Origin of the sequence: Phenylobacterium sp. Root1290 (genome assembly GCF_001425305.1) — a bacterium.
In the GTDB taxonomy this organism is placed as follows: Bacteria; Pseudomonadota; Alphaproteobacteria; order Caulobacterales; family Caulobacteraceae; genus Phenylobacterium.
The window spans coordinates 1,677,830-1,700,723 of sequence record NZ_LMEE01000001.1 but is presented as its reverse complement, the minus strand read 5'-3'; the positions used below and the strand labels follow the sequence as shown (position 1 = coordinate 1,700,723).

Annotated in this window: 26 protein-coding genes; 13 read left to right on the top strand and 13 right to left on the bottom strand. The window is 69.0% G+C overall.

Going from position 1 to position 22,894, the window contains the following annotated elements:
* Positions 1-47 precede the first annotated feature (47 nt).
* The 4 genes from ASC79_RS08310 to ASC79_RS08295 all read right to left on the bottom strand — a co-directional run bounded on the left by ASC79_RS08310 (position 48) and on the right by ASC79_RS08295 (position 6,291).
* Positions 48-3,002, bottom strand: a complete 2,955-nt coding sequence (locus tag ASC79_RS08310; protein WP_056026981.1) for a 2-oxoglutarate dehydrogenase E1 component — start codon at positions 3,000-3,002, stop codon at positions 48-50.
* A gap of 115 nt (positions 3,003-3,117) precedes the next feature.
* Positions 3,118-3,996, bottom strand: coding sequence for a succinate--CoA ligase subunit alpha (sucD, locus tag ASC79_RS08305; RefSeq protein ID WP_056026978.1), 879 nt, complete (start codon positions 3,994-3,996; stop codon positions 3,118-3,120).
* Positions 3,996-5,195 carry an ADP-forming succinate--CoA ligase subunit beta gene (sucC, locus tag ASC79_RS08300; protein WP_056026975.1) on the bottom strand — a complete coding sequence of 400 codons (1,200 nt, stop codon included), beginning with the start codon at positions 5,193-5,195 and terminating at the stop codon, positions 3,996-3,998. The genes sucD and sucC overlap by 1 nt, the downstream gene beginning before the upstream one ends.
* A 559-nt stretch (positions 5,196-5,754) precedes the next feature.
* On the bottom strand, positions 5,755-6,291 hold the full coding sequence (locus tag ASC79_RS08295; RefSeq protein WP_056026972.1) for a GNAT family N-acetyltransferase: 537 nt from the start codon (positions 6,289-6,291) through the stop codon (positions 5,755-5,757).
* 77 nt (positions 6,292-6,368) lie between these two features.
* Here ASC79_RS08295 and ASC79_RS21690 point away from each other — a divergent pair, with 77 nt between their 5' ends.
* Entirely contained in the window at positions 6,369-7,079 is a 711-nt protein-coding gene (locus ASC79_RS21690; RefSeq protein ID WP_056026969.1) for a lysozyme inhibitor LprI family protein, read from the top strand.
* Positions 7,080-7,143: 64 nt separating this feature from the next.
* Here the strand turns inward: ASC79_RS21690 and ASC79_RS08285 are convergent, their stop codons facing one another.
* Positions 7,144-8,130: a malate dehydrogenase gene (locus ASC79_RS08285; protein ID WP_056026967.1), complete on the bottom strand. Its 987-nt coding sequence runs from the start codon at positions 8,128-8,130 to the stop codon at positions 7,144-7,146.
* A 109-nt stretch (positions 8,131-8,239) separates the two neighbouring features.
* Between ASC79_RS08285 and ASC79_RS08280 the strand changes: the two genes are divergently transcribed.
* Positions 8,240-8,650, top strand: a complete 411-nt coding sequence (locus tag ASC79_RS08280; protein ID WP_056026963.1) for an HIT domain-containing protein — start codon at positions 8,240-8,242, stop codon at positions 8,648-8,650.
* Here the strand turns inward: ASC79_RS08280 and ASC79_RS21025 are convergent.
* Both ASC79_RS21025 and ASC79_RS08270 read right to left on the bottom strand, forming a co-directional pair.
* Positions 8,647-9,402 (bottom strand): hypothetical protein, encoded by a 756-nt coding sequence (locus ASC79_RS21025; RefSeq protein ID WP_056026961.1) that lies wholly within the window; start codon positions 9,400-9,402, stop codon positions 8,647-8,649. The genes ASC79_RS08280 and ASC79_RS21025 overlap by 4 nt on opposite strands.
* An 8-nt stretch (positions 9,403-9,410) precedes the next feature.
* The gene (locus tag ASC79_RS08270) at positions 9,411-10,265 is read right to left on the bottom strand and encodes a CoA ester lyase (protein ID WP_235528852.1); all 855 of its coding nucleotides are present in this window, start codon (positions 10,263-10,265) and stop codon (positions 9,411-9,413) included.
* A 47-nt stretch (positions 10,266-10,312) separates the two neighbouring features.
* Here ASC79_RS08270 and ASC79_RS08265 point away from each other — a divergent pair, with 47 nt between their 5' ends.
* Positions 10,313-10,696 (top strand): DUF2237 family protein, encoded by a 384-nt coding sequence (locus tag ASC79_RS08265; protein ID WP_056026958.1) that lies wholly within the window; start codon positions 10,313-10,315, stop codon positions 10,694-10,696.
* Positions 10,697-10,699: 3 nt separating this feature from the next.
* Here ASC79_RS08265 and thpR read toward each other — a convergent pair whose 3' ends face one another.
* Positions 10,700-11,236 (bottom strand): RNA 2',3'-cyclic phosphodiesterase, encoded by a 537-nt coding sequence (gene thpR, locus ASC79_RS08260; RefSeq protein ID WP_056026955.1) that lies wholly within the window; start codon positions 11,234-11,236, stop codon positions 10,700-10,702.
* A gap of 126 nt (positions 11,237-11,362) precedes the next feature.
* Between thpR and ASC79_RS08255 the strand changes: the two genes are divergently transcribed.
* Positions 11,363-12,112, top strand: a complete 750-nt coding sequence (locus ASC79_RS08255; RefSeq protein ID WP_056026952.1) for a Bax inhibitor-1/YccA family protein — start codon at positions 11,363-11,365, stop codon at positions 12,110-12,112.
* 81 nt (positions 12,113-12,193) lie between these two features.
* On the opposite strand, the gene ASC79_RS08250 is transcribed toward ASC79_RS08255, so the two are convergent.
* Positions 12,194-12,529 carry a DUF2794 domain-containing protein gene (locus ASC79_RS08250; RefSeq protein WP_056026949.1) on the bottom strand — a complete coding sequence of 112 codons (336 nt, stop codon included), beginning with the start codon at positions 12,527-12,529 and terminating at the stop codon, positions 12,194-12,196.
* 389 nt (positions 12,530-12,918) lie between these two features.
* Between ASC79_RS08250 and ASC79_RS08245 the strand changes: the two genes are divergently transcribed.
* Positions 12,919-13,665, top strand: a complete 747-nt coding sequence (locus tag ASC79_RS08245) for a hypothetical protein (RefSeq protein WP_056026946.1) — start codon at positions 12,919-12,921, stop codon at positions 13,663-13,665.
* Here ASC79_RS08245 and ASC79_RS08240 read toward each other — a convergent pair.
* Complete coding sequence (locus ASC79_RS08240) at positions 13,655-14,347, bottom strand: thioredoxin family protein (protein ID WP_056026943.1); 693 nt, start codon at positions 14,345-14,347, stop codon at positions 13,655-13,657. The two genes, ASC79_RS08245 and ASC79_RS08240, sit on opposite strands and share 11 nt — an antisense overlap.
* Positions 14,348-14,502: 155 nt before the next feature.
* Positions 14,503-17,193, bottom strand: a complete 2,691-nt coding sequence (acnA, locus tag ASC79_RS08235) for an aconitate hydratase AcnA (RefSeq protein ID WP_056026940.1) — start codon at positions 17,191-17,193, stop codon at positions 14,503-14,505.
* Between the two features lie 210 nt (positions 17,194-17,403).
* Between acnA and ccmA the strand changes: the two genes are divergently transcribed.
* Both ccmA and ccmB read left to right on the top strand, forming a co-directional pair.
* Complete coding sequence (gene ccmA / locus ASC79_RS08230; RefSeq protein WP_056026937.1) at positions 17,404-18,021, top strand: heme ABC exporter ATP-binding protein CcmA; 618 nt, start codon at positions 17,404-17,406, stop codon at positions 18,019-18,021.
* Positions 18,018-18,683, top strand: a complete 666-nt coding sequence (ccmB, locus tag ASC79_RS08225) for a heme exporter protein CcmB (protein ID WP_056026935.1) — start codon at positions 18,018-18,020, stop codon at positions 18,681-18,683. The genes ccmA and ccmB overlap by 4 nt, the downstream gene beginning before the upstream one ends.
* 14 nt (positions 18,684-18,697) lie before the next feature.
* Here ccmB and ASC79_RS08220 read toward each other — a convergent pair whose 3' ends face one another.
* Complete coding sequence (locus tag ASC79_RS08220) at positions 18,698-19,156, bottom strand: nuclear transport factor 2 family protein (RefSeq protein ID WP_082531980.1); 459 nt, start codon at positions 19,154-19,156, stop codon at positions 18,698-18,700.
* Positions 19,157-19,324: 168 nt separating this feature from the next.
* Between ASC79_RS08220 and ASC79_RS08215 the strand changes: the two genes are divergently transcribed.
* From ASC79_RS08215 to ASC79_RS08195, 6 genes are all read left to right on the top strand, one after another.
* A complete protein-coding gene (locus ASC79_RS08215) occupies positions 19,325-19,834 on the top strand; it encodes a Spy/CpxP family protein refolding chaperone (RefSeq protein WP_056026931.1) in 510 nt (169 codons plus the stop codon).
* A 28-nt stretch (positions 19,835-19,862) separates the two neighbouring features.
* Entirely contained in the window at positions 19,863-20,453 is a 591-nt protein-coding gene (locus ASC79_RS08210) for a hypothetical protein (protein WP_056026928.1), read from the top strand.
* Entirely contained in the window at positions 20,450-21,178 is a 729-nt protein-coding gene (gene ccmC, locus ASC79_RS08205) for a heme ABC transporter permease CcmC (protein WP_056026925.1), read from the top strand. Before ASC79_RS08210 ends, ccmC begins: the two co-directional genes overlap by 4 nt.
* Before the next feature lie 4 nt (positions 21,179-21,182).
* Positions 21,183-21,326 carry a heme exporter protein CcmD gene (ccmD, locus tag ASC79_RS20720; protein WP_082531978.1) on the top strand — a complete coding sequence of 48 codons (144 nt, stop codon included), beginning with the start codon at positions 21,183-21,185 and terminating at the stop codon, positions 21,324-21,326.
* Complete coding sequence (locus ASC79_RS08200) at positions 21,323-21,838, top strand: DsbE family thiol:disulfide interchange protein (protein WP_056026921.1); 516 nt, start codon at positions 21,323-21,325, stop codon at positions 21,836-21,838. The genes ccmD and ASC79_RS08200 overlap by 4 nt, the downstream gene beginning before the upstream one ends.
* A 119-nt stretch (positions 21,839-21,957) precedes the next feature.
* On the top strand, positions 21,958-22,200 hold the full coding sequence (locus ASC79_RS08195) for a hypothetical protein (RefSeq protein WP_056026918.1): 243 nt from the start codon (positions 21,958-21,960) through the stop codon (positions 22,198-22,200).
* Between the two features lie 9 nt (positions 22,201-22,209).
* Here ASC79_RS08195 and ASC79_RS08190 read toward each other — a convergent pair whose 3' ends face one another.
* Positions 22,210-22,791: a MarR family winged helix-turn-helix transcriptional regulator gene (locus tag ASC79_RS08190; protein ID WP_056026915.1), complete on the bottom strand. Its 582-nt coding sequence runs from the start codon at positions 22,789-22,791 to the stop codon at positions 22,210-22,212.
* Positions 22,792-22,894: the final 103 nt, after the last annotated feature.

Genomic DNA, 22,894 nt, shown 5'->3' with positions numbered 1-22,894 from the left:
CTCTCTTTTCGCTCTGTTCTTTTTGGGAAGTCTGTCGGCTCGGGACTTTAAGCGAAGGCGTCCGCGAGGAAGTTCTGCAGTTCACGCATGTGGCGGCTCATCAGGCCTGCGGCGGTCGAGGCCGAGGCCGGGCGACCGACGTAGCGGGCGCGCTTGGCCTTGACCTTGAGGCGCTCGAGGGTGAGCTCCAGCCACGGGTCGACGAAGGTCCAGCCGCCCATGTTCTTCGGCTCTTCCTGGCACCAGACCAGCTCAGCGTTCGGGAAGCGCGACAGTTCCGTCGACAGCGACTTCACCGGCCACGGATAGAACTGCTCGAGGCGCATGATGTAGACGTCGTCGACGCCCTTCTCCTCGCGCGCGTCCAGCAGGTCGTAATAGACCTTGCCCGAGCACAGCACGACGCGGCGGATCTTGTCCGGCGGGGCGAGCTTGACCGAAGTGTTGACGCCGCGCTCGGCGTCGTCGTTCAGCACGCGGTGGAAGGAAGACCCCTCGGCCAGATCGGCCATCGTCGAGGTCGCCTTCTTGTGCCGCAACAGCGACTTCGGCGTCATGACGATCAGCGGCTTGCGGAACTCGCGGCGCTGCTGACGACGCAGGGCGTGGAAGTAGTTGGCCGGGGTCGAGCAGTTGACGACCTGCAGGTTGTCTTCCGCGCAGAGCTGGAGGAAGCGCTCGAGGCGAGCCGAGGAGTGCTCGGGACCCTGGCCTTCGTAGCCGTGCGGCAGCAGCATCACCAGGCCGCTCATCCGCAGCCACTTGCGTTCGCCCGACGAGATGAACTGGTCGATGACCACCTGGGCGCCGTTGGCGAAGTCGCCGAACTGGGCTTCCCAGAGGGTCAGGGTCTTGGGGTCGGCCAGCGAGAAGCCGTACTCGAAGCCCAGCACCGCCTCCTCCGACAGCGCCGAGTCGATGACCTCGAAGTGGGCCTGGCCCGGACGCAGGTGCGAGAGCGGGGTGTAGTGCTCCTCGGTCTTCTGGTCGATCAGGTCGGTGTGGCGCTGCACGAAGGTGCCGCGGACGCTGTCCTGGCCGGCCAGGCGGACCGGGAAGCCCTCGTCGAGCAGGCTGGCGAAGGCCAGGTGCTCGCCGGTCGCCCAGTCGAGGCCTTCGCCGGCCTCGATGGCCGCGCGGCGGTTCTCGATGGCGCGGCGGACCGTCTTGTGGACATCCAGGCGCTCGGGGATGGCGGTGATCTTCTGGCCGAGGTCGACCAGCTTCTGCATCGGCACGCTGGTGTCGCCGCGGCGATCGTCGCCCTCGGGCAGGGCCAGGCCCGCCCACTTGCCGTCCAGCCAGTCGGCCTTGTTGGCCTTGTAGGTCTTGCCGGCCTCGAACTCCTTGTCGAGGAAGTCCTCGAACTCGGTCACCCAACCGGCGACTTCGGCCTCGGTGGCCACGCCCTCGGCGACCAGCTTGCGGGCGTAGAGCTCGCGGGTCGGCGGGTGGTCCTTGATCTTGGCGTACATCAAGGGCGAGGTCATCGTCGGGTCGTCGCCCTCGTTGTGACCGAACCGCCGGTAGCAGAACATGTCGATGACGACGTCCTTGCCGAACTGCTGGCGGAACTCGGTGGCCACCTTGGCGACGTAGGTCACGGCTTCGGGGTCGTCGCCGTTCACGTGGAAGATCGGCGCCTCGACCATCAGCGCCACATCCGACGGATAGGGCGAGGAGCGGCTGTACTGCGGCGCCGTCGTGAACCCGATCTGGTTGTTGACGATGAAGTGGATGGTGCCGCCGGTGCGGTAGCCCTTGGTGCCGGAGATCGCGAAGCACTCGGCCACAACGCCCTGGCCGGCGAAGGCCGCGTCGCCGTGCAGCAGCAGCGGCAGGACGTGGCCGCGGCCGCTCTCGGGCGCTTCACGCAGGGTGAAGGCCTGCTTGGCGCGCGCCTTGCCCAGGACGACCGGGTTGACGATCTCCAGGTGCGAGGGGTTGGCGGTCAGCGACAGGTGGACGTTGTTGCCGTCGAACGCGCGGTCCGACGAGGCGCCCATGTGGTACTTCACGTCGCCAGAGCCCTCGATGTCGGAGGGCACCGACGAGCCGCCTTGGAACTCGTGGAAGATGACGTGGTAGGGCTTGGCCATCACGGCGGCCAGCACGTTCAGGCGGCCGCGGTGCGGCATGCCGAGCACGATGTCGCGCACGCCCAGGGCGCCGCCGCGCTTGATGATCTGCTCCATCGCCGGGACCATCGCCTCGCCGCCGTCGAGGCCGAAGCGCTTGGTGCCGGGGTAGCGCTTGTGCAGGAAGCGCTCGAAGCCTTCGGCCTCGATCAGCTTCTTGAGGATGGCGACCTTGCCCTCCTTGGTGAAGTGGATCTCCTTGTCGCGGCCCTCGATGCGCTCCTGCAGCCAGGCCTTCTGGGCCGGGTCGGAGATGTGCATGTACTGGACGCCGATGTCGCCGCAGTAGGTGCGCTTCAGGATCGTCAGGATCTCGCGGATCGTGCCGGTCTCAAGACCCAGCACATAGTCCAGGAAGATCGGACGGTCGTAGTCGGCCTCGGTGAAGCCGTAGGTCGCGGGATCGAGCTCGGAGGCGTCGCCGTCCGGAACCGTGATGCCCAGCGGATCGAGATTGGCGCGCAGGTGACCGCGCATCCGGTAGGCGCGGATCATCATGATCGCACGCAGGGAGTCGAGGGTGGCGGCGCGGACCGATTCCGGCGAAGCGCTGGGCGCGGCGCGCTCGGCGACCTTGGCACCGACCTTCGCCTCGACCGCCGGCCAGAGGCCGTCGATGGCCGAGAGCCAGTCGGGACGCGCGGCGGGGGCGCCCGGCTTGGTCCAGGAGCGCTGGCCGGCGGCGGCCTTCACCTCTTCGGCGCGGTCGTTCAGCGAGGCGAAGAAGGCTTGCCAGGACGCGTCGACGGAGGCGGGGTTGGCCACCCATCTCGCATAGAGATCCTCCACAAACGCGGCATTGCCGCCGTAGAGGAATGAGGTCTCCGCGAGAACCTCGTTGATCAGACTGCCGTCGTCCGCCATGTCGTCCGCTTTTTCCCGGAGTCCGTCGCGCGGACTTCAGGAAGAAGGAGCCGAGCGCGGACCGCCCATACTACTTAGGTTGTCGCCGGACGCCTTCCAGGCGCCCGGCTCGCCGTCAGGCGCCTTTCAGCACCTGAAGAAGTGTTTCGCCCAGCTTCGCCGGCGACGGCGAGACGCGGATGCCCGCGGCCTCCATCGCAGCGATCTTGTCTTCCGCACCGCCCTTGCCGCCCGAAATGATCGCGCCGGCGTGGCCCATGCGGCGGCCCGGAGGCGCCGTACGGCCAGCGATGAAGCCGACCATAGGCTTCTTGATGGCTGAATTCTTGATGAACTCGGCCGCGTCTTCTTCGGCCGAACCACCGATTTCGCCGATCATGATGATCGACTCGGTTTCCGGATCCTTGAGGAACAGGTCGAGCATGTCGATGAACTCGGTGCCCTTGACCGGGTCGCCGCCGATGCCGACCGCCGTCGATTGGCCGAGGCCGACGTTGGTGGTCTGGAACACGGCTTCGTAGGTCAGGGTGCCGGAGCGCGAAACCACGCCGACCGAGCCCTTCTTGAAGATGTTGCCCGGCATGATGCCGATCTTGCAGGCGTCCGGCGTCAGCACGCCGGGGCAGTTCGGGCCGATCAGGCGCGACTTGGAGCCGGCCAGGGCCTTCTTGACCTTGATCATGTCGGTCACCGGGATGCCCTCGGTGATGCAGATGATCAGCGGGACTTCGGCGTCGATGGCTTCCAGGATCGAGTCGGCCGCGAAGGGCGGCGGGACGTAGATCGCGCTGGCGTCGGCGCCGGTCTGCTTGACCGCTTCGGCCACGGTGTCGAACACCGGCAGGCCGATGTGCGTCTGGCCGCCTTTGCCGGGGGTCACGCCGCCGACCATCTTGGTGCCGTAGGCGATGGCCTGCTCGGAGTGGAAGGTGCCCTGGGCGCCGGTGATGCCCTGGCAGATGACGCGGGTCTCTTTACCGATGAGGATGGACATCAGTTCGCCTCCCGCACGGCTTTGACAATCTTTTCAGCGCCGTCCGACAGGTCGTTCGCCGCGATCACGTTCAGACCGCTTTCGTTGATGATCTTCTTGCCGAGTTCGGCGTTGGTGCCCTCGAGGCGAACCACCAGCGGAACCGACAGGCCGACCTGCTTCACCGCGTTGACCACGCCGTTGGCGAGGATATCGCAACGAGCGATGCCGCCGAAGATGTTCACCAGGATGCCCTTCACGTTCGGGTCGGCCATGATGATCTTGAACGCCGCCGTCACCTTGGGCTCGTCGGCGCCGCCGCCGACGTCCAGGAAGTTCGCCGGCTCGGCGCCGTAGAGCTTGATGATGTCCATGGTGGCCATGGCCAGGCCCGCGCCGTTGACCATGCAGCCGATTTCGCCGTCGAGGGCGATGTAGCTGAGGTCGAACTTGGAGGCCTCGATTTCCTTCGGGTCCTCTTCGCTCTCGTCGCGCAGGGCGACGATCTCCGGGTGACGGAACAGCGCGTTGGAGTCGAAGCTGACCTTGGCGTCGAGGACGCGCAGGTGGTCATCGCCGGTCACGATCAGCGGGTTGATCTCCAGCATGCTCATGTCCTTGGCGAGGAACGCCGTGTAGAGCTGCGTCAGGAGCGTGGCCGCTTCCTTGGCCAGGCCGCCCGTCAGGCCGAGCGCCTTGGACAGCGCGCGGGCGTGGTGCGGGAAGACGCCGGTGGCCGGGTCGATGGAGAACGTGACGATCTTCTCGGGGGTCGAGTGCGCGACCTCCTCGATGTCCATGCCGCCTTCGGTGGAGGCCACGACCGAGACACGGCTCGTTTCGCGGTCGACCAGCAGCGACAGGTAGAATTCCTTGGCGATCGCGGCGCCTTCCTCGATGTAGAGGCGGTTCACCTGCTTGCCCTTGGGACCGGTCTGGTGGGTCACCAGTACGCGGCCGAGCATCTCCTCGGCGTTGGCCTTGACCTCATCGACCGACTTGACGACGCGGACGCCGCCCTTGGAGTCGGGACCGAGGCCTTCGAAGCGGCCCTTGCCGCGTCCGCCGGCGTGGATCTGGGACTTCACGACGAAGACCGGACCACCGAGGTCCTGGGCGGCCTTGACCGCTTCGTCGACGGAAAAGGCGGCATAGCCGCGCGGGACCGCCACGCCGAACTCGGAGAGGACGGACTTGGCTTGATGCTCGTGGATGTTCATGAGGCCGCGTAACGCGTGATCGGGAAACCCGCCGGGCTCGGCGGACGGCCGGGGTTATAGGCGCCACCGCTCAATGTGGCAACCGCGAGCCCCCAACAAAACCGCGTATTTTCGTCTACTGTATACAATCGTGACGCCTGCGTCATCGTAGAAAGACCAATCACAACAATCGCTCGACCATTAAGACGCGCGCCAGCCGCGCTTCCTCATGTGACCCAATAGGGTTTTCTCGGCTGCATGCCGTCTGCGGTTCGAAAACGGCCCCATGAGCGGGGTGGCCGAGTTTGGCGGCGGCGGTGTTTCTGGCGCTGCGGGCGCCTTCGAAATGGGTGACCCGCCACTTGGGCTGAGCCTCCCCTCCGGGGCGGGACCCTGCGCATCGACGCCGTCCGAGGCGAGCAGATCTCGCGCGCGCGTTTCCGGTCTGCGGCGAGAGCCCTCGCCTCGCCTGCTCAAGGACGCTCCGAGATCCCGATCAGCGGCGCCTGCGCCAAGCCGCTGCGCGAGCGCGGATGGCCTTGATCCATAACCTCAGGGCATGGACCACCAAACCAAAGGACTAGGTGCGGCGCGCGAGCCACTGTTCGCGGCTTTGGCCCCACACATCGACGCTCTCGCTGATCGGGGGCGGCAGCAGCGTGTGGCGCAGGATCGAGGAGCCGAGCTTGCGCGCCACGCCCTGCGAATTGGTGTTGCCCGGATCGATGCAGTGGATGACCTCGGTCCAGCCCAGGTCCTCGAACGCCCAGTCGATGGCCGCCGTCGCGCCCTCGGGCGCAAAGCCCTTGCCCCAGAACTCGCGCGCGATCCCCCAGCCGACCTCGGTCCCGGGCCAACCCTCGGGCTGCCAGGGCCCCAGCCGGCCGACCCAGCGGCCGCTGTCCTTCTCCAGCACCGAGAACATGCCGAAGCCGCGCACCACCCAGGAGCCGGCCATGGTGCACATCATCCGCCAGGCGGTTTCCCGCGGCTGCGGCCCGCCCAGGAAGCGCGAGGCCTCCTCGTCGGCGGCGAAGGCGGCCCAGGGTTCGAAGTCTTCGCCCGAGATGGGACGCAGGATCAGGCGGGCGGTTTCCAGGGTCGGTCCGAGGCTCATGGCGTGACCATCTCAAGGTTCGGCCAGGCGCGCCAGCGGTTCAGCCCGCGTTCAGCCCGTGCGCGTAGGGTGGCGTCATGACCTTCGATGGCGAACCGCCCCTGACCCTGGAGCCGCGCGATCCTTCGCCGCCGCGCCGGCGCATGGGCCGCAAGGCGATGCTGGGCGGCGTGGCGATCGCCTGCGTGCTGGGCGTAGGGCTCGGCCTGGCGGCCCGGCCGCAACTGGTCACCGACCTCATGCCGCGCACGCCGATGAAGCAGGCCGCCCCCGCCACGCCGGAACGGCAGATGGACATCGTCATGGCCGAGCTTCCGCCGGCGGCGCCGCTGCCGCCCGGCCCGCCGCTGGAGACCCTGCCCCCCGAGCTGGCCGGCGGTCCCCCGCCGCCGTCGCCGCCCGAACCGCTGCCGCCGCTCGTCCAGCCCGCGCCGCAGGCGCCGATCGCCCCGGAGCCCCCGTGGGCGCCGGAGGCCCCCGTCGCGCCCGAACCGCCGGGCGCGGCGAGGCCGAGCTTCGATTGCCGCAACGCCGCCTCGCTGGCCGAGGAGATGGTCTGCACCGACGCCGTGCTGGCCGCCGCCGACCGGCATCTGGCCCGCGCCTATCGGAGGGCGGAACGCTCGGGCGCGCCGCAGGAGGCGTTGCGCGCCGACCAGGACGCCTGGCTGGCCTATCGCGAGGAAGCCGCGCTGCGCTCGCCGCGGGCCGTCGCCGCGGCCTACGACCGCCGCATCGGCGAGCTCGAGGACATCGCCGCCGGCCGGGTCCGCTACGGCCGCCGATAGCCGCGCACGAAAAAGGCCGGCGCCGCGATGCGGGCCGGCCCTTCGACGTCAGGCAGCTCCGGTCTTAGCCGAGCAGGTCCTTCACGGTGTCGCGCTCGCCGACCAGTTCCTCGTTGGTGAGGGCGATCTTCGACTTGGCGAAGTCATCCATCTCGTAGGAGGTGATCACGTCGTAGCCGGTAGCGGTGGTCTTCACCGGCATGCCGGCCCAGACGCCTTCGGCGAAGCCGTAGCGGCCTTCGCTGTTGATGGCGACCGAGTGGACCGCGCCGACCGTGGTCAGGTCGCGCACGTGGTCGATCAGGGCGTTGGCGGCCGAGGCGGCCGACGACAGGCCGCGGGCCTCGATGATCGCCGCGCCGCGCTTGCCGACGGCCGGGAGGTAGTCGTTCTTCAGCCAGGCTTCATCGCCGATGACTTCGGCGGCCGGCTTGCCGCCGATCTTGGCGTGGGTGAAGTCGGCGAACATGGTCGGCGAGTGGTTGCCGTAGATGTAGAGGTCGCTGACGTCGTTGATCGAGACGCCGGCCTTCTTGGCCAGCTGGGCGCGGCCGCGGTTCTCGTCCAGACGCACCATGGCGGTGAAGCGGTCGGCGGTCAGGCGCTTGGCCTGGGCGGCGGCGATCATGACGTTGGTGTTGCAGGGGTTGCCGACCACGGCGACGCGGGCGTCGTCAGCGGCGACGGCGTCGATGGCCTTGCCCTGGGCGATGAAAATCTTGCCGTTGTCCTTCAGCAGGTCGGCGCGCTCCATGCCCGGACCGCGCGGCTTGGAGCCGACCAGCAGGTTCCAGTTGGCGTCCTTGAAGGCGACGTTGGCGTCGTCGGTCAGGACCATGTCAGCCAGCAGCGGGAAGGCGCAATCTTCCAGTTCCATGGCCACGCCCTTCAGGGCCTTCTGCGCGCCCTCGGTCGGGATTTCGAGCAGTTGCAGGATGACCGGCTGGTCCTTGCCCAGCATTTCGCCCGAGGCGATGCGGAAGAGAAGGGCGTAGCCGATATTGCCGGCGGCGCCGGTGACAGCGACGCGGATCGGCTTTTTCGTGGTCATGGAACTGTCCCGTGTTTGCAGTGCGAAATCGCGCGCGGTCTAGACCCGCAAGGGCTTTGCGGCAAGCGCAAGTGACTCGCCGCGCGCCGCGGTCTACCAAACCGAGGTCATGTTCGAGATCGATCCGGCCTTCCTGGCCACCTCCCACGCCCTGGGCGAACTGCCCATCAGCCATGCGCGGCTGCAGGACGACGCGCGCTATCCCTGGATCGTGCTGATCCCGCGCCAGGTCGGGGCCCGCGAGCTGGAGGATCTGGCGCGCGAGGAGCTCGCCGCGCTCACCGACGAGATCCTGGCGGCCGGCCGTGCGGTGCGGGCGCTGGGCTTCCAGGTCGACAAGCTGAACGTGGGGGCGCTGGGCAACGTCACGCCGCAGCTGCACGTGCACGTGATCGGCCGCCGGGCGCAGGACCCGGCCTGGCCCGGCCCGGTGTGGGGCCATAGCCCCGCCGAGCCCTATCGAGCCGAACACCTCGCGGCGGTCGTCGCCGCGGCCCGCGCCGCCCTGGGGCTGGCCTAGTTTCGGCGCAGGGTGACGGCGGTGCGGTCGCGGCCTTCCAGCAGGTCGCCCGACCACTCGCCGCCGCCGCCGGGGGTCAGCATCACGGTCGCCACGCCGCCGCCGGCGCGCGGATAGAAGCTGGCGCTGACCTGCGAGCCGACGCGCTGGATGTCGACCATGAAGCCCGAGGCGTCGGGCGATCCACGCCGGCGCGGATCGCGCCAGGCGCCTTCCAGCGTGCCGCCGCCCTTGTCCACCAGCATGAAGGAATAGAGCGTCTCGCCCGAGCGTGAGCGCAGCATCCAGGCGCCGTCCATCGGCCCCTGCATGCCCTGGGCCGAGGCGAAGGACGAGCGCAGCCGGCTCTCATAGCCGAGCTCGACCGCGTTGAGCGGAGCCTCGGGCGTCTTGTCGTACTCGTCGACCGTGACCGGCGCGCTCAGCAGCGGACGACGCGGCGGCGGCGGCGGCGGCGGGGTGTAGGCCGGCGGCAGCTGGTAGACGGCCGGGCGCTCCGCCGGCGGCGCGGGGACGGGCGTGTAGGGAACTGCGGCGGCCGGCGCGGGAGCCGGATAGGTCGCGGGAGCCGGCGCGGGGGCCGGCTGCGGCGGCGCAGGTTGCGGGACAGGCGGCGCGCCAAGCGTCTCGGCGGTGTCCTCGTCGACCTGATCGAGGATGGAGCCGATCGGATCGACGACGTCCTGCGCCTGGGCCACGGACGCGGCGGCCAGGGCCAGGAGCCCGATCGAAGACCTCAGAAGATAGTTCAAATCACGCCTCACGCCGCGGCGATGGCTTCAGCCACGGCGATCACGCGCCGCGCCTGAGCCAGGTGCAACCGCTCAACCATGCGCCCCTCGACTTTAAGAACACCCTTAACGGCGTTTTCCGGCGAATCGAAGGCCGCGACGACCACTTGCGACCACGCGACCTCCTCGGGCGAGGGGCTGAAGGCCGCGTTTGCGGCCTCGACCTGGCGCGGGTGGATCAGGGTCTTGCCGTCGAAGCCGAACTCCAGCCCCTGGGCGCACTGGACCGCCAGGCCGGCGTCGTCCTCGATCTCGTTGAACACGCCGTCCAGCACCGCCAGGCCATGGGCGCGGCCCGCGGCGACGATCAGCGACAGGGGCCCGGTCAGCGCCGCGCGCTCCACGCTCAGGCGGCAGCGCATCTCCTTTGCCAGGTCGTTGGTTCCGACCACGAGGGCGCCGAGCCCGGCGCCGGCCCCGGCGATCTCGCCCAGGGCGAACAGCGCCGCGCAGGTCTCGACCATCGCCCACAGCGGCACGCCGCCGGCCTCGGCCGCGCCGTAGGCCCGCACGTCGTGGGCGCTCGACACCTTGGGGACCAGGATGGCGTCGGGCCGCGCGTCGATCGCCGCGGCCAGATCCTCCAGCCCCCATGGCGTGTCGAGGCCGTTCACCCGGATCACCACCTCGCGCCGGCCGAAGCCGCCGGCCTTCACCGCGGCGGCCGCCTGGTCGCGCGCGCTCTCCTTGGCCTCGGGCGCGACCGCGTCCTCCAGGTCGAGGATCACCACGTCGCAGGGCAGTTCGCGGGCCTTCTCGATCGCGCGGGCGTTGGCGGCGGGCATGTAGAGGGCGCTGCGGCGCGGGCGGGCGACGATCACGATCTGCGGGCTCCTGGCTAAGGCCCAGTCATAAGGGTTAGGATGGCGCCATGACCACCCGATACGACGCCGGCGCCAAGAACGTGTTGGGCGGCGAGCTGCTCGCCTGCTCGCTCGACCCCGTGACCGGATTCTTCCGCAACGGCTGCTGCGAGACGGGACCGCACGACCTGGGCCTGCACACGGTCTGCGCGGTGATGACGGCGGAGTTCCTCGCCTACTCCAAGATGATCGGCAACGACCTCTCGACCCCGATGCCGGAGTACGGCTTCGAAGGGCTGAAGCCCGGCGACCGCTGGTGCCTGTGCGCGCCGCGCTGGAAGGAGGCGCTGGACGCCGGCGCCGCGCCGCAGGTGGTGCTGGAGGCCACGCACGAGGAGACGCTGGCGATCGTGACGCTCGGCGTCCTCAAAGATCACGCGGTCCAGGCCTGAGCCTCAGTACAGCGGATACTCGCGCTCGGCCCGATACCAGGAGCCCTGGTCGGACTGCCAGCTGGAATAGAGTCCGAAGCTGGTCACGCGGAAGGGCTCGGTGCGCAGCAGGTTGTTTTCCTGGATCCAGACGGCGACGTCGGCCGGGTTGGGGCGGCGCAGATAGGCCAGGGTGACGTGCGGCTTGTAGACCCGGGTGTCTGGCTTGAGCCCAGCGCGACGGGCGGCTGTTTCGCAGGACCGGGCCAGGTGGCGCAGTCCCTCGTTGTCGTCCACGCCGGCCCAGATCGCGTGGATGTCGGCGCCTTCGCCGAAAGCCCCCACGCCGCCAAGGGACAATTCCAGCGGCCCGCCACCCACGGTGGTAAGTTCGGCGTCGAGGTCGGCCGCGACGTTCTCGGCCACGTCGCCGACGAACCTCAGAGTGATGTGAAACGCCTCGGGCGGCCGCCATCGCGCACCGGGCAAACGATCCTGACGGGCGATCAGGTCTTCGGCGACCTCCTCGGGAATGGCGAGCGCGGCGAACAGGCGGATCATGGAAGCCTACCTAAGGTGCTGACGTACTGACGCAATCGTAATCGACCCAGCCTTGCAAGCAGGCTCATGGAACACGATATTCGCAATGCGTCCGCTAGGGGCGCGTCTAGAAGGGCCAACATCCCTATGAGCGACTATAACCGCGGCTACGCGCGCACGGTCCCCGTAGATCGCGCCGACATGTCGGTGGACGCGGGTCTGCGCAGCTTCATGCTCGGCGTCTACAACAAGGTAGCGCTGGGTCTTCTGCTCTCCGCCGCTCTGGCGTTTGTGACCGGCACCTTCCCGCCGGTTCGCGACCTGATGTTCACCGTCTCGCCGACGGGCAAGGTCGGTTACACCCTGCTCGGCATGATCGTGGCGTTCGCGCCGCTGGCCGTGATCCTCTTCGGCGCCTTCGCCATGAAGAACGTCACGCCGCGGTCGTCGGGCATCTACTACTGGACCATCGTCAGCCTGATCGGCGCGGGTCTGGGCGTACTGACCTTCGTCTATACGGGCGCCTCGATCTTCTCGACCTTCCTGATCACGGCGGCGGCCTTCGGCGCCCTGTCTCTGGTGGGCTACACGACCAAGAAGGACCTGACCGGTTTCGGCAGCTTCCTGATCATCGGCCTCGTCGGCCTGGTGATCGCCAGCGTCGTGAACATCTTCCTGAAGAACCCGATGATGTACCTGATCATCAACGCGGTGGGCGTATTCATCTTCGCCGGTCTGATCGCCTGGGACACCCAGCGCCTGAAGATGAGCTACTACGAGATGGGCGGCGACCAGGCCGCAATGGGCGTGGCGACCAACTACGGTGCGCTGAACCTGTATCTCGACTTCATCAACCTGTTCCAGTTCCTGCTCGCCTTCCTCGGCGATCGCCGCTAGGCGCGAGCAGCGCAGACCTTCCAGGCCCCGGCGGGAAACCGCCGGGGTTTTTGTTTGCGGCGACGCCTTCCGGATACGGGCCTAGTCCACGACCTTGAAGCGGCCCTTGTCGAAGAAGCGGAGCACCTGCTCCAGCTCATGGCCGCGGCGCAGGACCATGCCGCCCTGGCCGATGACCGCCCAGGCGCCTTGGCGACGAGCCAGGGCGGGGCGCTTCTCGATGCGATAGAGCGGCGCCTCTGAGGCGCGGCGGAACACCGAGAACACGCAGGCGTCCGACAGCGCGCCAATGCCGTAGTCGCGCCATTCGCCGGCGGCGACCATGCGGCCATAGAGGGCAAGCAGGCGGTTGAGCTCGCGACGCTCGAAGAAGACCTGTGCGGTCCGTGCGTGCTGCTGTTGCGGATCAAGCGCCATCAGAGGTCAGCGTGCCCCAAATTCGTGTGCTCGACAAACCCTCTGTGTGCGCCCCAGTTGCACCGTCGACACGGCCGCCCCCAAAACTAAATCCGCCGTAATGTTGCGCCACGGAAAGACCTTATTTCGGTCGTTCGCGCGCCTGATCCGGCCCCGATATTCACATCGTCGGTTGGCCGGAACCTGCTGGTCCCGGATCCTGAACAGCCCCCCCAGCCCCCCTGGATCGCGGGCTTCGGTCAACCGGCGCTTCTTTCTATAGAGCACCCCAATGCGAGCCCGCGCGGATCCTCCCCCCACCCGCGCGGGCTTCGTTGCGTCTGAGCCCTGAGAGCGGATAGGTAGTTCAAGATCAAGCGCCGCGCCCGGCGCGCCCCGGGGGGACATCGATGACACGCGCAAAGACGCTGCGCCGCCTGGCGGCGGCCTTGGCCCTGACGCTGGCTTTCGCGTCGCCCGCGGCCGCCGAACGTATCGCCCGCGAGGCCGCGGCCGAAGAACTGCAGACCATCCCGCTCTATTCGATGCTGGCCAAGCACTACCCAGCCGTCTACGCCCAAGTGCTGGATGGCCTGGTCCAGGGCATAAATGGCGGACGGCCCCATAAGGCCATGGTCGCCGACCTCAATGCAGTCGTGGTCCAGCTGGTGGCGCAACAGACGCCTAAGGCCAACATCGAGAACACTCTGGCGGTGCTTAAGCTCACCCGGGAGCAGGCCAAGGTGACGCTCGCCAGAGATCCGGCCGGATGCCTATCGATCCTGGGCGTCCGCCAATATGACATCGCCGCGGTCCGCGCCTTGCCCGAGGATCTGACCCAGCGGGAGATGAGCGTGATGACCAAGCTGCTTGAGCAGACTGCGCTCGCGCCGGAAGCTCCCGCGGTGAGGATCAACGAAAAGGCGCTCGAGGCCATCGCTATGGACGCCTACGACCAGTTGTCCGACGATCGCCTGCGGGTCGCCTTCGGCGAGATCGGCGGGGATCCGGCGAAGGCGAATGATCCGCTCAGCCAGACAGCCTTCTGCGAATTCAGTATCGCGATGTTCGACATCCTGCTTGCGATGCCGCCGATCGAAGGCGCGCAGAACTTCCGGGCTCTGAACGCCCTGGGCGAGGCCGCAGCTACTCCTTGACCGCGGCGGCCAGGATGTGGCCGCCGTCGGTCGCTTGGACCAGCACCGCGGTCACCAGGCCCTCCTCGGCCTCCGCCGGCAGCCGATAGGCGGTCGGCCGGCCGCGCCAGGAACCCAGACGCTTGATCTCGCGCACGACATTGCGGTGCGCGACCGTCTGGCCGCGGTTGTCGCCTTTCCTGACCACGACGTCGTGCTCGCGCGGGTCATAGCGGACCATCCACACCTCGGCCCCGCCGCGCGGCGGGCGGCCGGTGCCGACGTCGACGCGGCGTGCGCCGATGAACGCCATGTCCGGCGGATCGTGCGGCGCCTTGGCCGCCTGGGACAGCAGCCGTTCGACTTTCTCGGTCTGCAGCCCGCCGGCCTGGGCGCGGCCGTCGACCACGACCTGCGGCGTATAGGGCTCGCGCAGTTCCAGCCGGGCGACATAGGCCTTCTGACGGGCGGTGAACTCGGGCTTGGCGAAGGTGTCCGACCAGCCGAGATAATCCCAGTAGTCGACCGGGAAGGTCAGGGCCAGGACGCCTTCCCGCTGGGCCAGCTTGGCCAGGTTGGCGTTGGCTTCCCCGCAGGAGGCGCAGCCCTGCGCCGTGAACAGCTCCACGACCACCGGCGGCTTGGCGGCCGCGGCGACGGGGATCACGCAGAGCAGGAGAATGAAAAGCGCGGCCTTACGCATCGTGGCGCAATTAAGCGGACTTCCCCGAGGTTTGGATTTCAACAAGGCGTGAGCAGCTTTGACCGGCGCGGAAACGAAAGAGGGGGCCTGCACGGGTGCAGGCCCCCTCGAACTCGATGATCTACCCCTCTGCGGGAGAGAGGCAAACCAAGACTTTAGGCCGCCGAACCGCCGGCCAGGTTGCGCAGCACGTAGTTCAGCACGCCGCCGTTCTTGAAATACTCAAGCTCGGTCGGGGTATCGATGCGGCAACGAACCGGGAAGCGGGCGATGCGGCCGTCCGACGGACGGTACATCTCGACCGTCAGCTGCTTGCGGGGCGCGAGCTCCGTCAGGCCGCGGATGGTGACGATTTCCTCGCCGGTCAGGCCCAGCTTCTGCCAGCCGTCCTGGGTGAACTGCAGCGGCAGCACGCCCATGCCGACCAGGTTCGAGCGGTGGATGCGCTCGAAGCTCTCGGCGATCACCGCGCGGACGCCAAGGAGCTTGGTGCCCTTGGCGGCCCAGTCACGCGACGAGCCGGTGCCGTATTCCTTGCCCGCGAACACCACCGCCGGACGGCCTTCGCTCTGGTAGCGCATGGCCGCGTCGTAGATCGACATGACGTCGCCCGACGGGAAGTGCTTGGTCACGCCGCCTTCGATTTCCGGCGTGATCTTGTTGCGGATGCGGATGTTGGCGAACGTGCCGCGCATCATGATCTCGTGGTTGCCGCGGCGCGCGCCGTAGGAGTTGAACTCCGTAGCGGGCACTTGGCGTTCACGCAGATAGACACCGGCCGGCGAAGTCGCCTTGATCGAACCGGCCGGGCTGATGTGGTCGGTGGTGATCGAGTCGCCGAACACGCCGAGGATGCGGGCCTCGACGATGTCGGTGACCGGCTCCGGCTCCATCTTCATGTTCTGGAAGTACGGCGGGTTCTGCACGTAGGTCGAACCCATGTCCCAGGCGTAGGTCTGGCCGCCGGACACCTTGATGCCCTGCCAGTTCTTGTCGCCCTTGAACACGTCGGCGTAGCGGGTCGCGAACATCTTCTGGGTGACGTGCTTGCGCTGCAGCGTCGCGATCTCTTCCGAGGTCGGCCAGATGTCCTTCAGGAACACCGGGTTGCCATCCTTGCCGACGCCGAGGGACTCGGTGGCCAGGTCGACGTTCATGTTGCCGGCCAGGGCGTAGGCGACCACCAGCGGCGGCGAGGCCAGGTAGTTGGCCCGGACGTCCTGGTTCACGCGGCCTTCGAAGTTACGGTTGCCCGAGAGCACCGAGCAGGCGACCAGGTCGTTGGCGTTGACCGCCTCGGCGATGGCTTCCGGCAGCGGGCCGGAGTTGCCGATGCAGGTGGTGCAGCCGTAGCCGACCAGGTTGAAGCCCAGCGCGTCGAGCGACTTCGTCAGGCCGGCGGCCTTCAGGTAGTCGGTCACGACTTGGCTGCCGGGGGCCAGCGAGGTCTTCACCCACGGCTTCACCTTCAGGCCCTTTTCGACCGCCTTCTTCGCCACCAGGCCGGCGGCGATCAGGACGGAGGGGTTCGAGGTGTTGGTGCAGGAGGTGATGGCCGCGATGACCACGTCGCCGTTGCCGACGTCGAACTTCTCACCGGCCACCGGGGCGCGGGGCTCTTCGCCGGTCTTGCCGAAGTCCTTGGCCAGGGCGGCCTTGAACTCAGCGGCGGCGTCCGACAGCAGGACGCGATCCTGCGGGCGCTTCGGGCCGGCCAGCGACGGCAGAACCGCGCCGAGGTCGAGCTCGAGGGTGTCGGTGAAGACCGGCTCGGCGTCGCCGGCCTCGACCCACATGCCCTGTTCCTTGGCGTAGGCTTCGACCAGGTCGGCGCGGGCCGGATCACGGCCGGTGGCGCGCAGATAGTCGATGGTCGCCTTGGTGACCGGGAAGAAGCCGCAGGTGGCGCCGTATTCCGGAGCCATGTTGGCGATGGTCGCCTGGTCTTCCAGGGTCAGGCCCGCGAGGCCCGGGCCGAAGAATTCGACGAACTTGCCGACGACGCCCTTCTTGCGGAGCATCTGGGTGACGGTGAGCACCAGGTCGGTGGCGGTCGCGCCGTCCGGCAGGGCGCCAGTCAGCCTGAAGCCGATGACTTCCGGGATCAGCATCGGAATCGGCTGGCCCAGCATGGCCGCCTCGGCCTCGATGCCGCCGACGCCCCAGCCCAGAACGGCCAGGCCGTTGATCATGGTGGTGTGCGAGTCGGTGCCGACGACGGTGTCCGGATAGGCCACCGAAGCGCCGTCCTCTTCGTTCAGCCACACGGTCTGGGCCAGGTACTCGAGGTTCACTTGGTGGCAGATGCCGGTGCCGGGCGGCACGACGCGGAAGTTGTTGAAGGCCGACGAGCCCCAGCGCAGGAAGCGGTAGCGCTCGATGTTGCGCTCGTACTCGCGCTCGACGTTCTCGCCGAAGGCCTTGGCGGTGCCGAAGTGGTCGACCATGACCGAGTGGTCGATGACCAGGTCGACGGGGTTCAGCGGGTTGATCTTCTCGGGGTCGGCGCCGAGTTGGGTCATGGCGTCGCGCATGGCGGCCAGGTCGACGACGGCCGGAACGCCGGTGAAGTCCTGCATCAGGACCCGGGCCGGGCGGAAGCTGATCTCGTGCTCGACGGAGCCCTTGTTGTCGATCCAGGCGGCCAGCGCCTTCAGGTCGTCAGGGCCGACAGTCGTGCCGTCTTCGTTGCGCAGCAGGTTCTCGAGAAGCACCTTCATCGAGACGGGCAGGCGCGCCACGTTCGAAAGACCGGCTTCCTCTGCGGCGCGAAGGCTGTAGTAGACGTAGGTCTTGTCGCCGACGACCAGTTCGCGGCGGGACTTCAGGCTGTCGTTAGACGCCATATCAGGGATCCTTCCTCTGTTCTCGGCCGCTCTTGGACCACATCGGGGATCGCGCGCTTTTCGGGGCGGACACACAGCGTTCGTCCCAGCGCCGCGTACGCCCCCCAAGGTGGCGACGGCCGCGGGCGTCATAGACCCTGATTTCCTAACCGTCCATGCAGGCGGAGGTATTTCCTCGCTACCTGAGAATCACCCGCAAGGAGCCGCGGCGTGATCGAGGCGCTGGTGATCGAAAAACTGGCGCTGCGGCGGGGCGGAAGGCTTTTGTTTTCGGGACTTAACGTCGAGCTCCCGGCCGGCCAGGCCGCCGCGCTGGTCGGCCGCAATGGCGCGGGCAAGACCAGCCTGCTGCGCGCTATCGCCGGCCTCGTGCCGCTTGAGGCCGGGCAAATCACCTTCGGCGGGCTGGACCCCGAGGACGCCCGCGCCGAGCACGTGCATCTGGCCGGACACCAGGACGGCCAGAAGCCGGCCCGCACCGCCTGGGAAGAGCTCGCGTTCTGGGCGCGCTGGAGCGGCGCGAGCGAGACGGCGGCGCGCGAGGCGGCCGCCCGGCTCGACCTGACCCGCCTGCTCGATCTCGAAGTCCGACGGCTCTCGGCCGGACAGCGGCGGCGGCTGTCGCTCGCCCGGCTGCTGGCCGCGCCGCGCCCGCTGTGGCTGCTGGATGAACCGCTCAGCCCGCTGGACGCCGGCTGGCGCGTCCGCTTCGGCGAGATCATGGCCGCGCATCTGGCGGGCGGCGGGCTGATCGTCGCGGCGGTGCACGACCCGCTGCCGATCCCGGCCCTGGCGGTCGAGGTCGGGTCCGAGGAGACCGCGTCATGAGCCGCGCCATGGCACTTCTGTCGCGTGAGGCCGCCCTGGCCTGGGGCCGCGGCGGCGGACCGATGGTGTCGCTGGCCTTCTACGCCGGGGTCGCCACCCTGCTGCCCCTGGCGACGGGGCCCGAGCCCGCGCGGCTGGCGGCGATCGCGCCCGGCGCGGCCTGGGTGGCGCTGGCGCTGGCCGCCCTGCTCTCTCTCGACCGGCTGTTCGAGCGCGACTACGAGGACGGCGCCCTGGATCTGCTGACCCTGTCGCCGGTGCCGCTGGAGATCGCCTGCGCCATCAAGTGCCTGGGACAGTGGCTGGCGACCGCCGCGCCGCTGGCCTTCGCCGCGCCGATCGCGGCCATCGCGCTGGGCGCCAAGCCGCACCTGGCGCCGCTGATCTTCGCCTGCGCCCTGATGGGCGGGCTGGCCTTCGCCTTCGTCGGCGGGATCGGAGCGGCGCTCAGCCTGGGCGCCCGCCGCGGCGGGCTGCTGACCGCCGTGATCGTGCTGCCCCTCTTCGTGCCGCCGGTCATCTTCGGCGGCGGCGCGCTGGACGCCTATGCGGGCGGCCTGCCCTGGAGGGCCGGCTTCGCCCTGTTGGCGGCCTATGCGGCCGGCGCCGTGGCGCTGGGGCCGATCGCCATGGCCGCCGCCTGCCGCAACGCGCTCAGCTAGCCCTTCGCCGCGCGCTAGTCGGTCACCGCCGGCTGCGGCTTGGGCTGCCACATGGCGTTGACGATCACCCAGCGGTCGCCGAACCGGCCGAGGTGGAAGTAGTCCACGAACCAGGGCGTCTCGACGCGGGCGACAGCGACGTCGCCGGCGATGTCCAAGACCCTGACCTGCCGGTCCCAGTTCTCGCGCGGAGTCTTCAGGACGCCGCGGCGAGTCAGGTCGACCAGCTCCTCCTTGCTCATCCGTCTCAGGCCCAGCTCCTCGTCCGGGTTCGGCTTCACCGCCCGCTTGGCGAGATCGGGGTGCAGCGAGCGCGCGACGCGGGCCGCGTCGCCTTCCAGCTGGCCGTCCACATAGTCGTAGGCCGTCGCCTCGATGCGCTGCACCGCGATGGGATCGAGATCCGCCGCCAGGGCGCCCGACCCCGCGCCGAGCACGCAGGTCATGGCCAGGGCCGCGAGGATGATGCGCATGTTCAGTCTCCTTGTTGCGCCGGGCGAGGGCGCCCGAAAACCAAGAGGCGTGTAATCGAAACTACTGACGCAGCTTCACCTGTGTCGACGAAAGCCAACATGCCAGCGACGGACTCTGCGAACACCACCGTTGAACGGATGAGGGGCAGTTACTGGAGCAACAGACCGATGAACTTCACCAAACTTGCGCCCTGGGCGATCGGCGGCGTGCTGCTGGTCGGGGCCACCGCCAGCGCCGCCCAGCAGCCGCCGCCCCCGGCCGCGCCGAGCCAGCCGCGCGACGGGCGCGGCGAGTGGCGCCGTCCCGACCCCGAGGCGATGGCCGCCCGCCGAGCCGAGCACCTGCGCGCGGCGTTGCAGCTTCGCCCTGACCAGGAGCCGGCCCTGAAGGCCTTTCTCGACACCGGCAAGCCCGCCGCGCGCCCGGCCCGCGCCGACCGCGCCGCCGTCGGCGCGATGACGACGCCCCAACGCCTCGACGCCCAGCGCGCCCGGATGACCGAGCGCCTGGCCCGCTTCGACCAGCGCGTGGCGGCCACCAAGCGGTTCTACGCGCAGCTGAGCCCAGCCCAGCAGAAGGCGTTCGACGCCATGGCCCCGCGCGGCCACGGCAAGGGCGACGGGGGCAAGGGCGGTCATCGTGGACGCGGCCCCGGACCCATGGGCCACGGCGAATAGGCCGCTCCTGTGCTAAAAGGGACGGGCGATGCTGTTCAAGGCGCCCGTCCTGAAGGCCATCGCGGAGGGCAAGGTCGATCTGGCCTTTCGCCGATGGCGCAAACCGACCGTCAAGGCGGGCGGAACGCTGCATACGCCCGCCGGACTGCTGGCGATCGACGAGGTCGCGATCATCGCGGCCGAGGCCGTCACCGACGCCGACGCCATCCGCGCGGGCTACGCCTCGCGCGCGGCGGCGCTGGCCGCGTTGGAGGGCGAGGCCCCGATCCACCGCATCGCCTTTCGGCGGACCGGCGAGGATCCCCGCAAGGCCTTGCGGCTGGACGTCTCTGAGGCGGCGCTGACCGAGGTTGAGGCGCAACTGGCCCGGCTGGACGCCCGCGCGCCCTGGACCGCGGTGGTGCTGGACCTGATCGCCGCCAACCCTGGTGTGCGGGCGCCGGACCTCGCCGCCCGCCTTCGCCGCGACACCGCGCCGTTCAAGACCGACGTGCGCAAACTCAAGGCCCTTGGCCTGACCGAGAGCCTCGAGGTCGGCTACCGGCTCTCGCCCCGCGGCGAGGCTGTGCGCACGCGCCGCTTGCAGGCAAGGTCGCCCGACGCTAAGCCGCAGGCATGATCCCGGCGCCGGCCTTTCTGTCGAATCCCGAGCGGTTCATGGCCTTTTCCCGCTGGGCCGCCCCGATGTTCGGGGCCATTGCGCTCGTCCTGGCGCTGGCCGGCCTGTGGCTGGGCTTCACCGCCCCCGAGGACTACCAGCAGGGCGACACCGTCCGGCTGATGTTCATCCACGTGCCCGCCTCCTGGATGAGCATGTTCGTCTATGCCTGCCTGGCGGTGGCGAGCTTCCTGGCCCTGGTCTTCCGTCACGCCCTGGCCGACGCCGCGGCGAGAGCCGCCGCCCCGCTGGGCGCGGCTTTCACCTTCATGGCGCTGTTCACCGGCTCGCTCTGGGGCCGGCCGATGTGGGGCACCTGGTGGCAGTGGGACGCGCGGATGACCTCGGTCCTGGTGCTGTTCCTGGTCTACCTGGCCTACATGGCCCTGCGCGCCTCGCTCGACGACGAGACCAAGGCCGCCCGCGCCTGCGCGATCCTGGCCCTGGTCGGGGCGGTCAATCTGCCGGTGATCAAGTTCTCGGTCGACTGGTGGAACACGCTGCACCAGGGCGCCTCGGTGTTCCGCGCCGACGGTCCGTCGATGACCAACGACTATCTCTGGCCGCTGCTGCTGATGGGCCTGGCCTACATGTCGGCCTTCGGCTCGCTGTGGCTGGTCGGGATCCGCGCCCAGGTCTGGCGCCGCCGGGCCGAGGCCGCGGCTCTGCGCGCGGCGAGAGGATAATCCGATGCTCGACCTCGACGCCGGCAAGTACGCGGTCTTCGTGTGGCCCGCCTACGGCCTGACCGCCCTCACCTTCCTAGGCATGATCGTCTTCACCCTGCGCCAGTCCCGCGTCTGGCGGCGGCGGGCGGAGAAGGACGGCAAGTGAACCGCACCCTCGCGTTCCTGCCGCTGGCCGCCCTGCTGGCGCTGGGCCTGCTGTTCGGCCTCTATGCGCTCAAGCGCGATCCGCAGGTCCAGCCCGACGCATTGGTCGGCAAGCCGCTGCCGGACCTGACCCTGCCGACCCTCGACACCGGCCGCCCCGTGCGGCTGCACGACGCCGCCGAGCCGGCGCCGGTGCTGGTCAACATCTTCGCCTCCTGGTGCGCCCCGTGCGAGATCGAGCATCCGGTGCTGGTCGACCTGAAAAAGCAGGGCGTTCGGGTGGTCGGCGTCGCCTACAAGGACGCGCCGGAGAACACCAAGGCCTTCCTCGGCCGCCTGGGCGATCCCTATGCCGAGCGGCTGGTGGACCGTGACGGCCGCGCCGGCATCGACCTCGGCGTCACCGGCGTGCCGGAGACCTATCTGGTCGGCCCCGGCGGCGTGATCCTGGCCAAGCACACCGGCCCGCTCACCGCCGAGAAGGCCCGCGAACTTCTGGCCAAGGCGCGCTAGGCGAAAGCGTCGGCGGTTTCGCCGCTCGAACACGCTCCAAGGGAAGCCCCGCGTTAACCAAACCTTGAGACGACGCAGCGAACGGTCGCGAAGGTTCCGTTAACCATAAAGCCTGCGCCGTGAGCACGATCCGACCGCCGATCTTCCCGACCCCGCAGCCGCAGCCCCAGGCCACGGCCCCGGTCCGCAATCCGGCCCAGCGGGCGTTCTTCGAAGCGGCGATGGGCCGACCCGCCGCCGCCCAGGCCCAAGTTCAGGCTCAGGCGCCAGCCGCCCCGGCGCACCGTATGCCCGCCGCGCTGCCCGACGAGCCGCCGCAGAAGATCCTGCGTCCGGGCTCGCTTCTGGACATCCGGGTCTAGCGGCGGCCCTCAGGCCGCCTTCTTCAGCTTCTTTTTCTTCGGCTTGTCCGCCTTGTCGGCCTTGGCCTTCTTCGGCTTGTCGGCCTTCGGCTTCTTGGCCGCCGCGATCGGGACGGGAACCGCCGCGGCCTCGTCGCTGGCGCGGATCAGGTCGCGCAGCGCCGCGGTCAGGGCCTCGCGCTTTGAGGTCGAGAGCAGCCGCAGCAGCCGCGCGTCAGCCGCCGCCATCCGCGGCTTGGCCTCTGCCAGCGCGACCCGCCCGGCCTCGGTGAGGCTGACGGCGTTGGCGCGGGCGTCGGAGACCGAGCGCTGGCGCTCCAGCAGGCCCTTCACGATCATCCGCGCGACCATGTCGGCCAGGGTCGAGCGGTCGATGCCGGTGATCCGGACTAGGTCGGTCTGGGTCAGGCCCTCATAGGCCTCGACGGCCGCAAGCACGGCGTACTGGCGCTGGGTGACCCCGCCGTCGCCCTGCTCGGCCGCATAGATGTCCAATGCCAGTTGCAGCGCCCGGTGCAGCAGATGGCTGGGCGACTTGTCCAGGGCCGGCAGGCCCTTCTTCACCTTGTCGTGGGACTTCGACTTGGCCATCCGGTTCCACCCCCGCCTGTCGACACGCCCCGGACGCTACCGGGCTACGGTGTCGGTTTGACGACAGATGGTCAGTGGACGGTGCGGGCGCCAGGGGCGCCCG

Excerpts from the sequence above, each read along its gene's own strand:
- ASC79_RS08310 (WP_056026981.1), bottom strand. The coding sequence starts at position 3,002 with ATGGCGGACGACGGCAGTCTGATCAACGAGGTTCTCGCGGAGACCTCA.
- sucD (WP_056026978.1), bottom strand. The coding sequence starts at position 3,996 with ATGTCCATCCTCATCGGTAAAGAGACCCGCGTCATCTGCCAGGGCATC.
- sucC (WP_056026975.1), bottom strand. The coding sequence starts at position 5,195 with ATGAACATCCACGAGCATCAAGCCAAGTCCGTCCTCTCCGAGTTCGGC.
- ASC79_RS08295 (WP_056026972.1), bottom strand. The coding sequence starts at position 6,291 with ATGAGCCTCGGACCGACCCTGGAAACCGCCCGCCTGATCCTGCGTCCC.
- ASC79_RS21690 (WP_056026969.1), top strand. The coding sequence starts at position 6,369 with ATGACCTTCGATGGCGAACCGCCCCTGACCCTGGAGCCGCGCGATCCT.
- ASC79_RS08285 (WP_056026967.1), bottom strand. The coding sequence starts at position 8,130 with ATGACCACGAAAAAGCCGATCCGCGTCGCTGTCACCGGCGCCGCCGGC.
- ASC79_RS08280 (WP_056026963.1), top strand. The coding sequence starts at position 8,240 with ATGTTCGAGATCGATCCGGCCTTCCTGGCCACCTCCCACGCCCTGGGC.
- ASC79_RS08265 (WP_056026958.1), top strand. The coding sequence starts at position 10,313 with ATGACCACCCGATACGACGCCGGCGCCAAGAACGTGTTGGGCGGCGAG.
- thpR (WP_056026955.1), bottom strand. The coding sequence starts at position 11,236 with ATGATCCGCCTGTTCGCCGCGCTCGCCATTCCCGAGGAGGTCGCCGAA.
- ASC79_RS08255 (WP_056026952.1), top strand. The coding sequence starts at position 11,363 with ATGAGCGACTATAACCGCGGCTACGCGCGCACGGTCCCCGTAGATCGC.
- ASC79_RS08250 (WP_056026949.1), bottom strand. The coding sequence starts at position 12,529 with ATGGCGCTTGATCCGCAACAGCAGCACGCACGGACCGCACAGGTCTTC.
- ASC79_RS08245 (WP_056026946.1), top strand. The coding sequence starts at position 12,919 with ATGACACGCGCAAAGACGCTGCGCCGCCTGGCGGCGGCCTTGGCCCTG.
- ASC79_RS08240 (WP_056026943.1), bottom strand. The coding sequence starts at position 14,347 with ATGCGTAAGGCCGCGCTTTTCATTCTCCTGCTCTGCGTGATCCCCGTC.
- acnA (WP_056026940.1), bottom strand. The coding sequence starts at position 17,193 with ATGGCGTCTAACGACAGCCTGAAGTCCCGCCGCGAACTGGTCGTCGGC.
- ccmB (WP_056026935.1), top strand. The coding sequence starts at position 18,018 with ATGAGCCGCGCCATGGCACTTCTGTCGCGTGAGGCCGCCCTGGCCTGG.
- ASC79_RS08220 (WP_082531980.1), bottom strand. The coding sequence starts at position 19,156 with ATGCGCATCATCCTCGCGGCCCTGGCCATGACCTGCGTGCTCGGCGCG.
- ASC79_RS08215 (WP_056026931.1), top strand. The coding sequence starts at position 19,325 with ATGAACTTCACCAAACTTGCGCCCTGGGCGATCGGCGGCGTGCTGCTG.
- ASC79_RS08210 (WP_056026928.1), top strand. The coding sequence starts at position 19,863 with ATGCTGTTCAAGGCGCCCGTCCTGAAGGCCATCGCGGAGGGCAAGGTC.
- ccmC (WP_056026925.1), top strand. The coding sequence starts at position 20,450 with ATGATCCCGGCGCCGGCCTTTCTGTCGAATCCCGAGCGGTTCATGGCC.
- ccmD (WP_082531978.1), top strand. The coding sequence starts at position 21,183 with ATGCTCGACCTCGACGCCGGCAAGTACGCGGTCTTCGTGTGGCCCGCC.
- ASC79_RS08190 (WP_056026915.1), bottom strand. The coding sequence starts at position 22,791 with ATGGCCAAGTCGAAGTCCCACGACAAGGTGAAGAAGGGCCTGCCGGCC.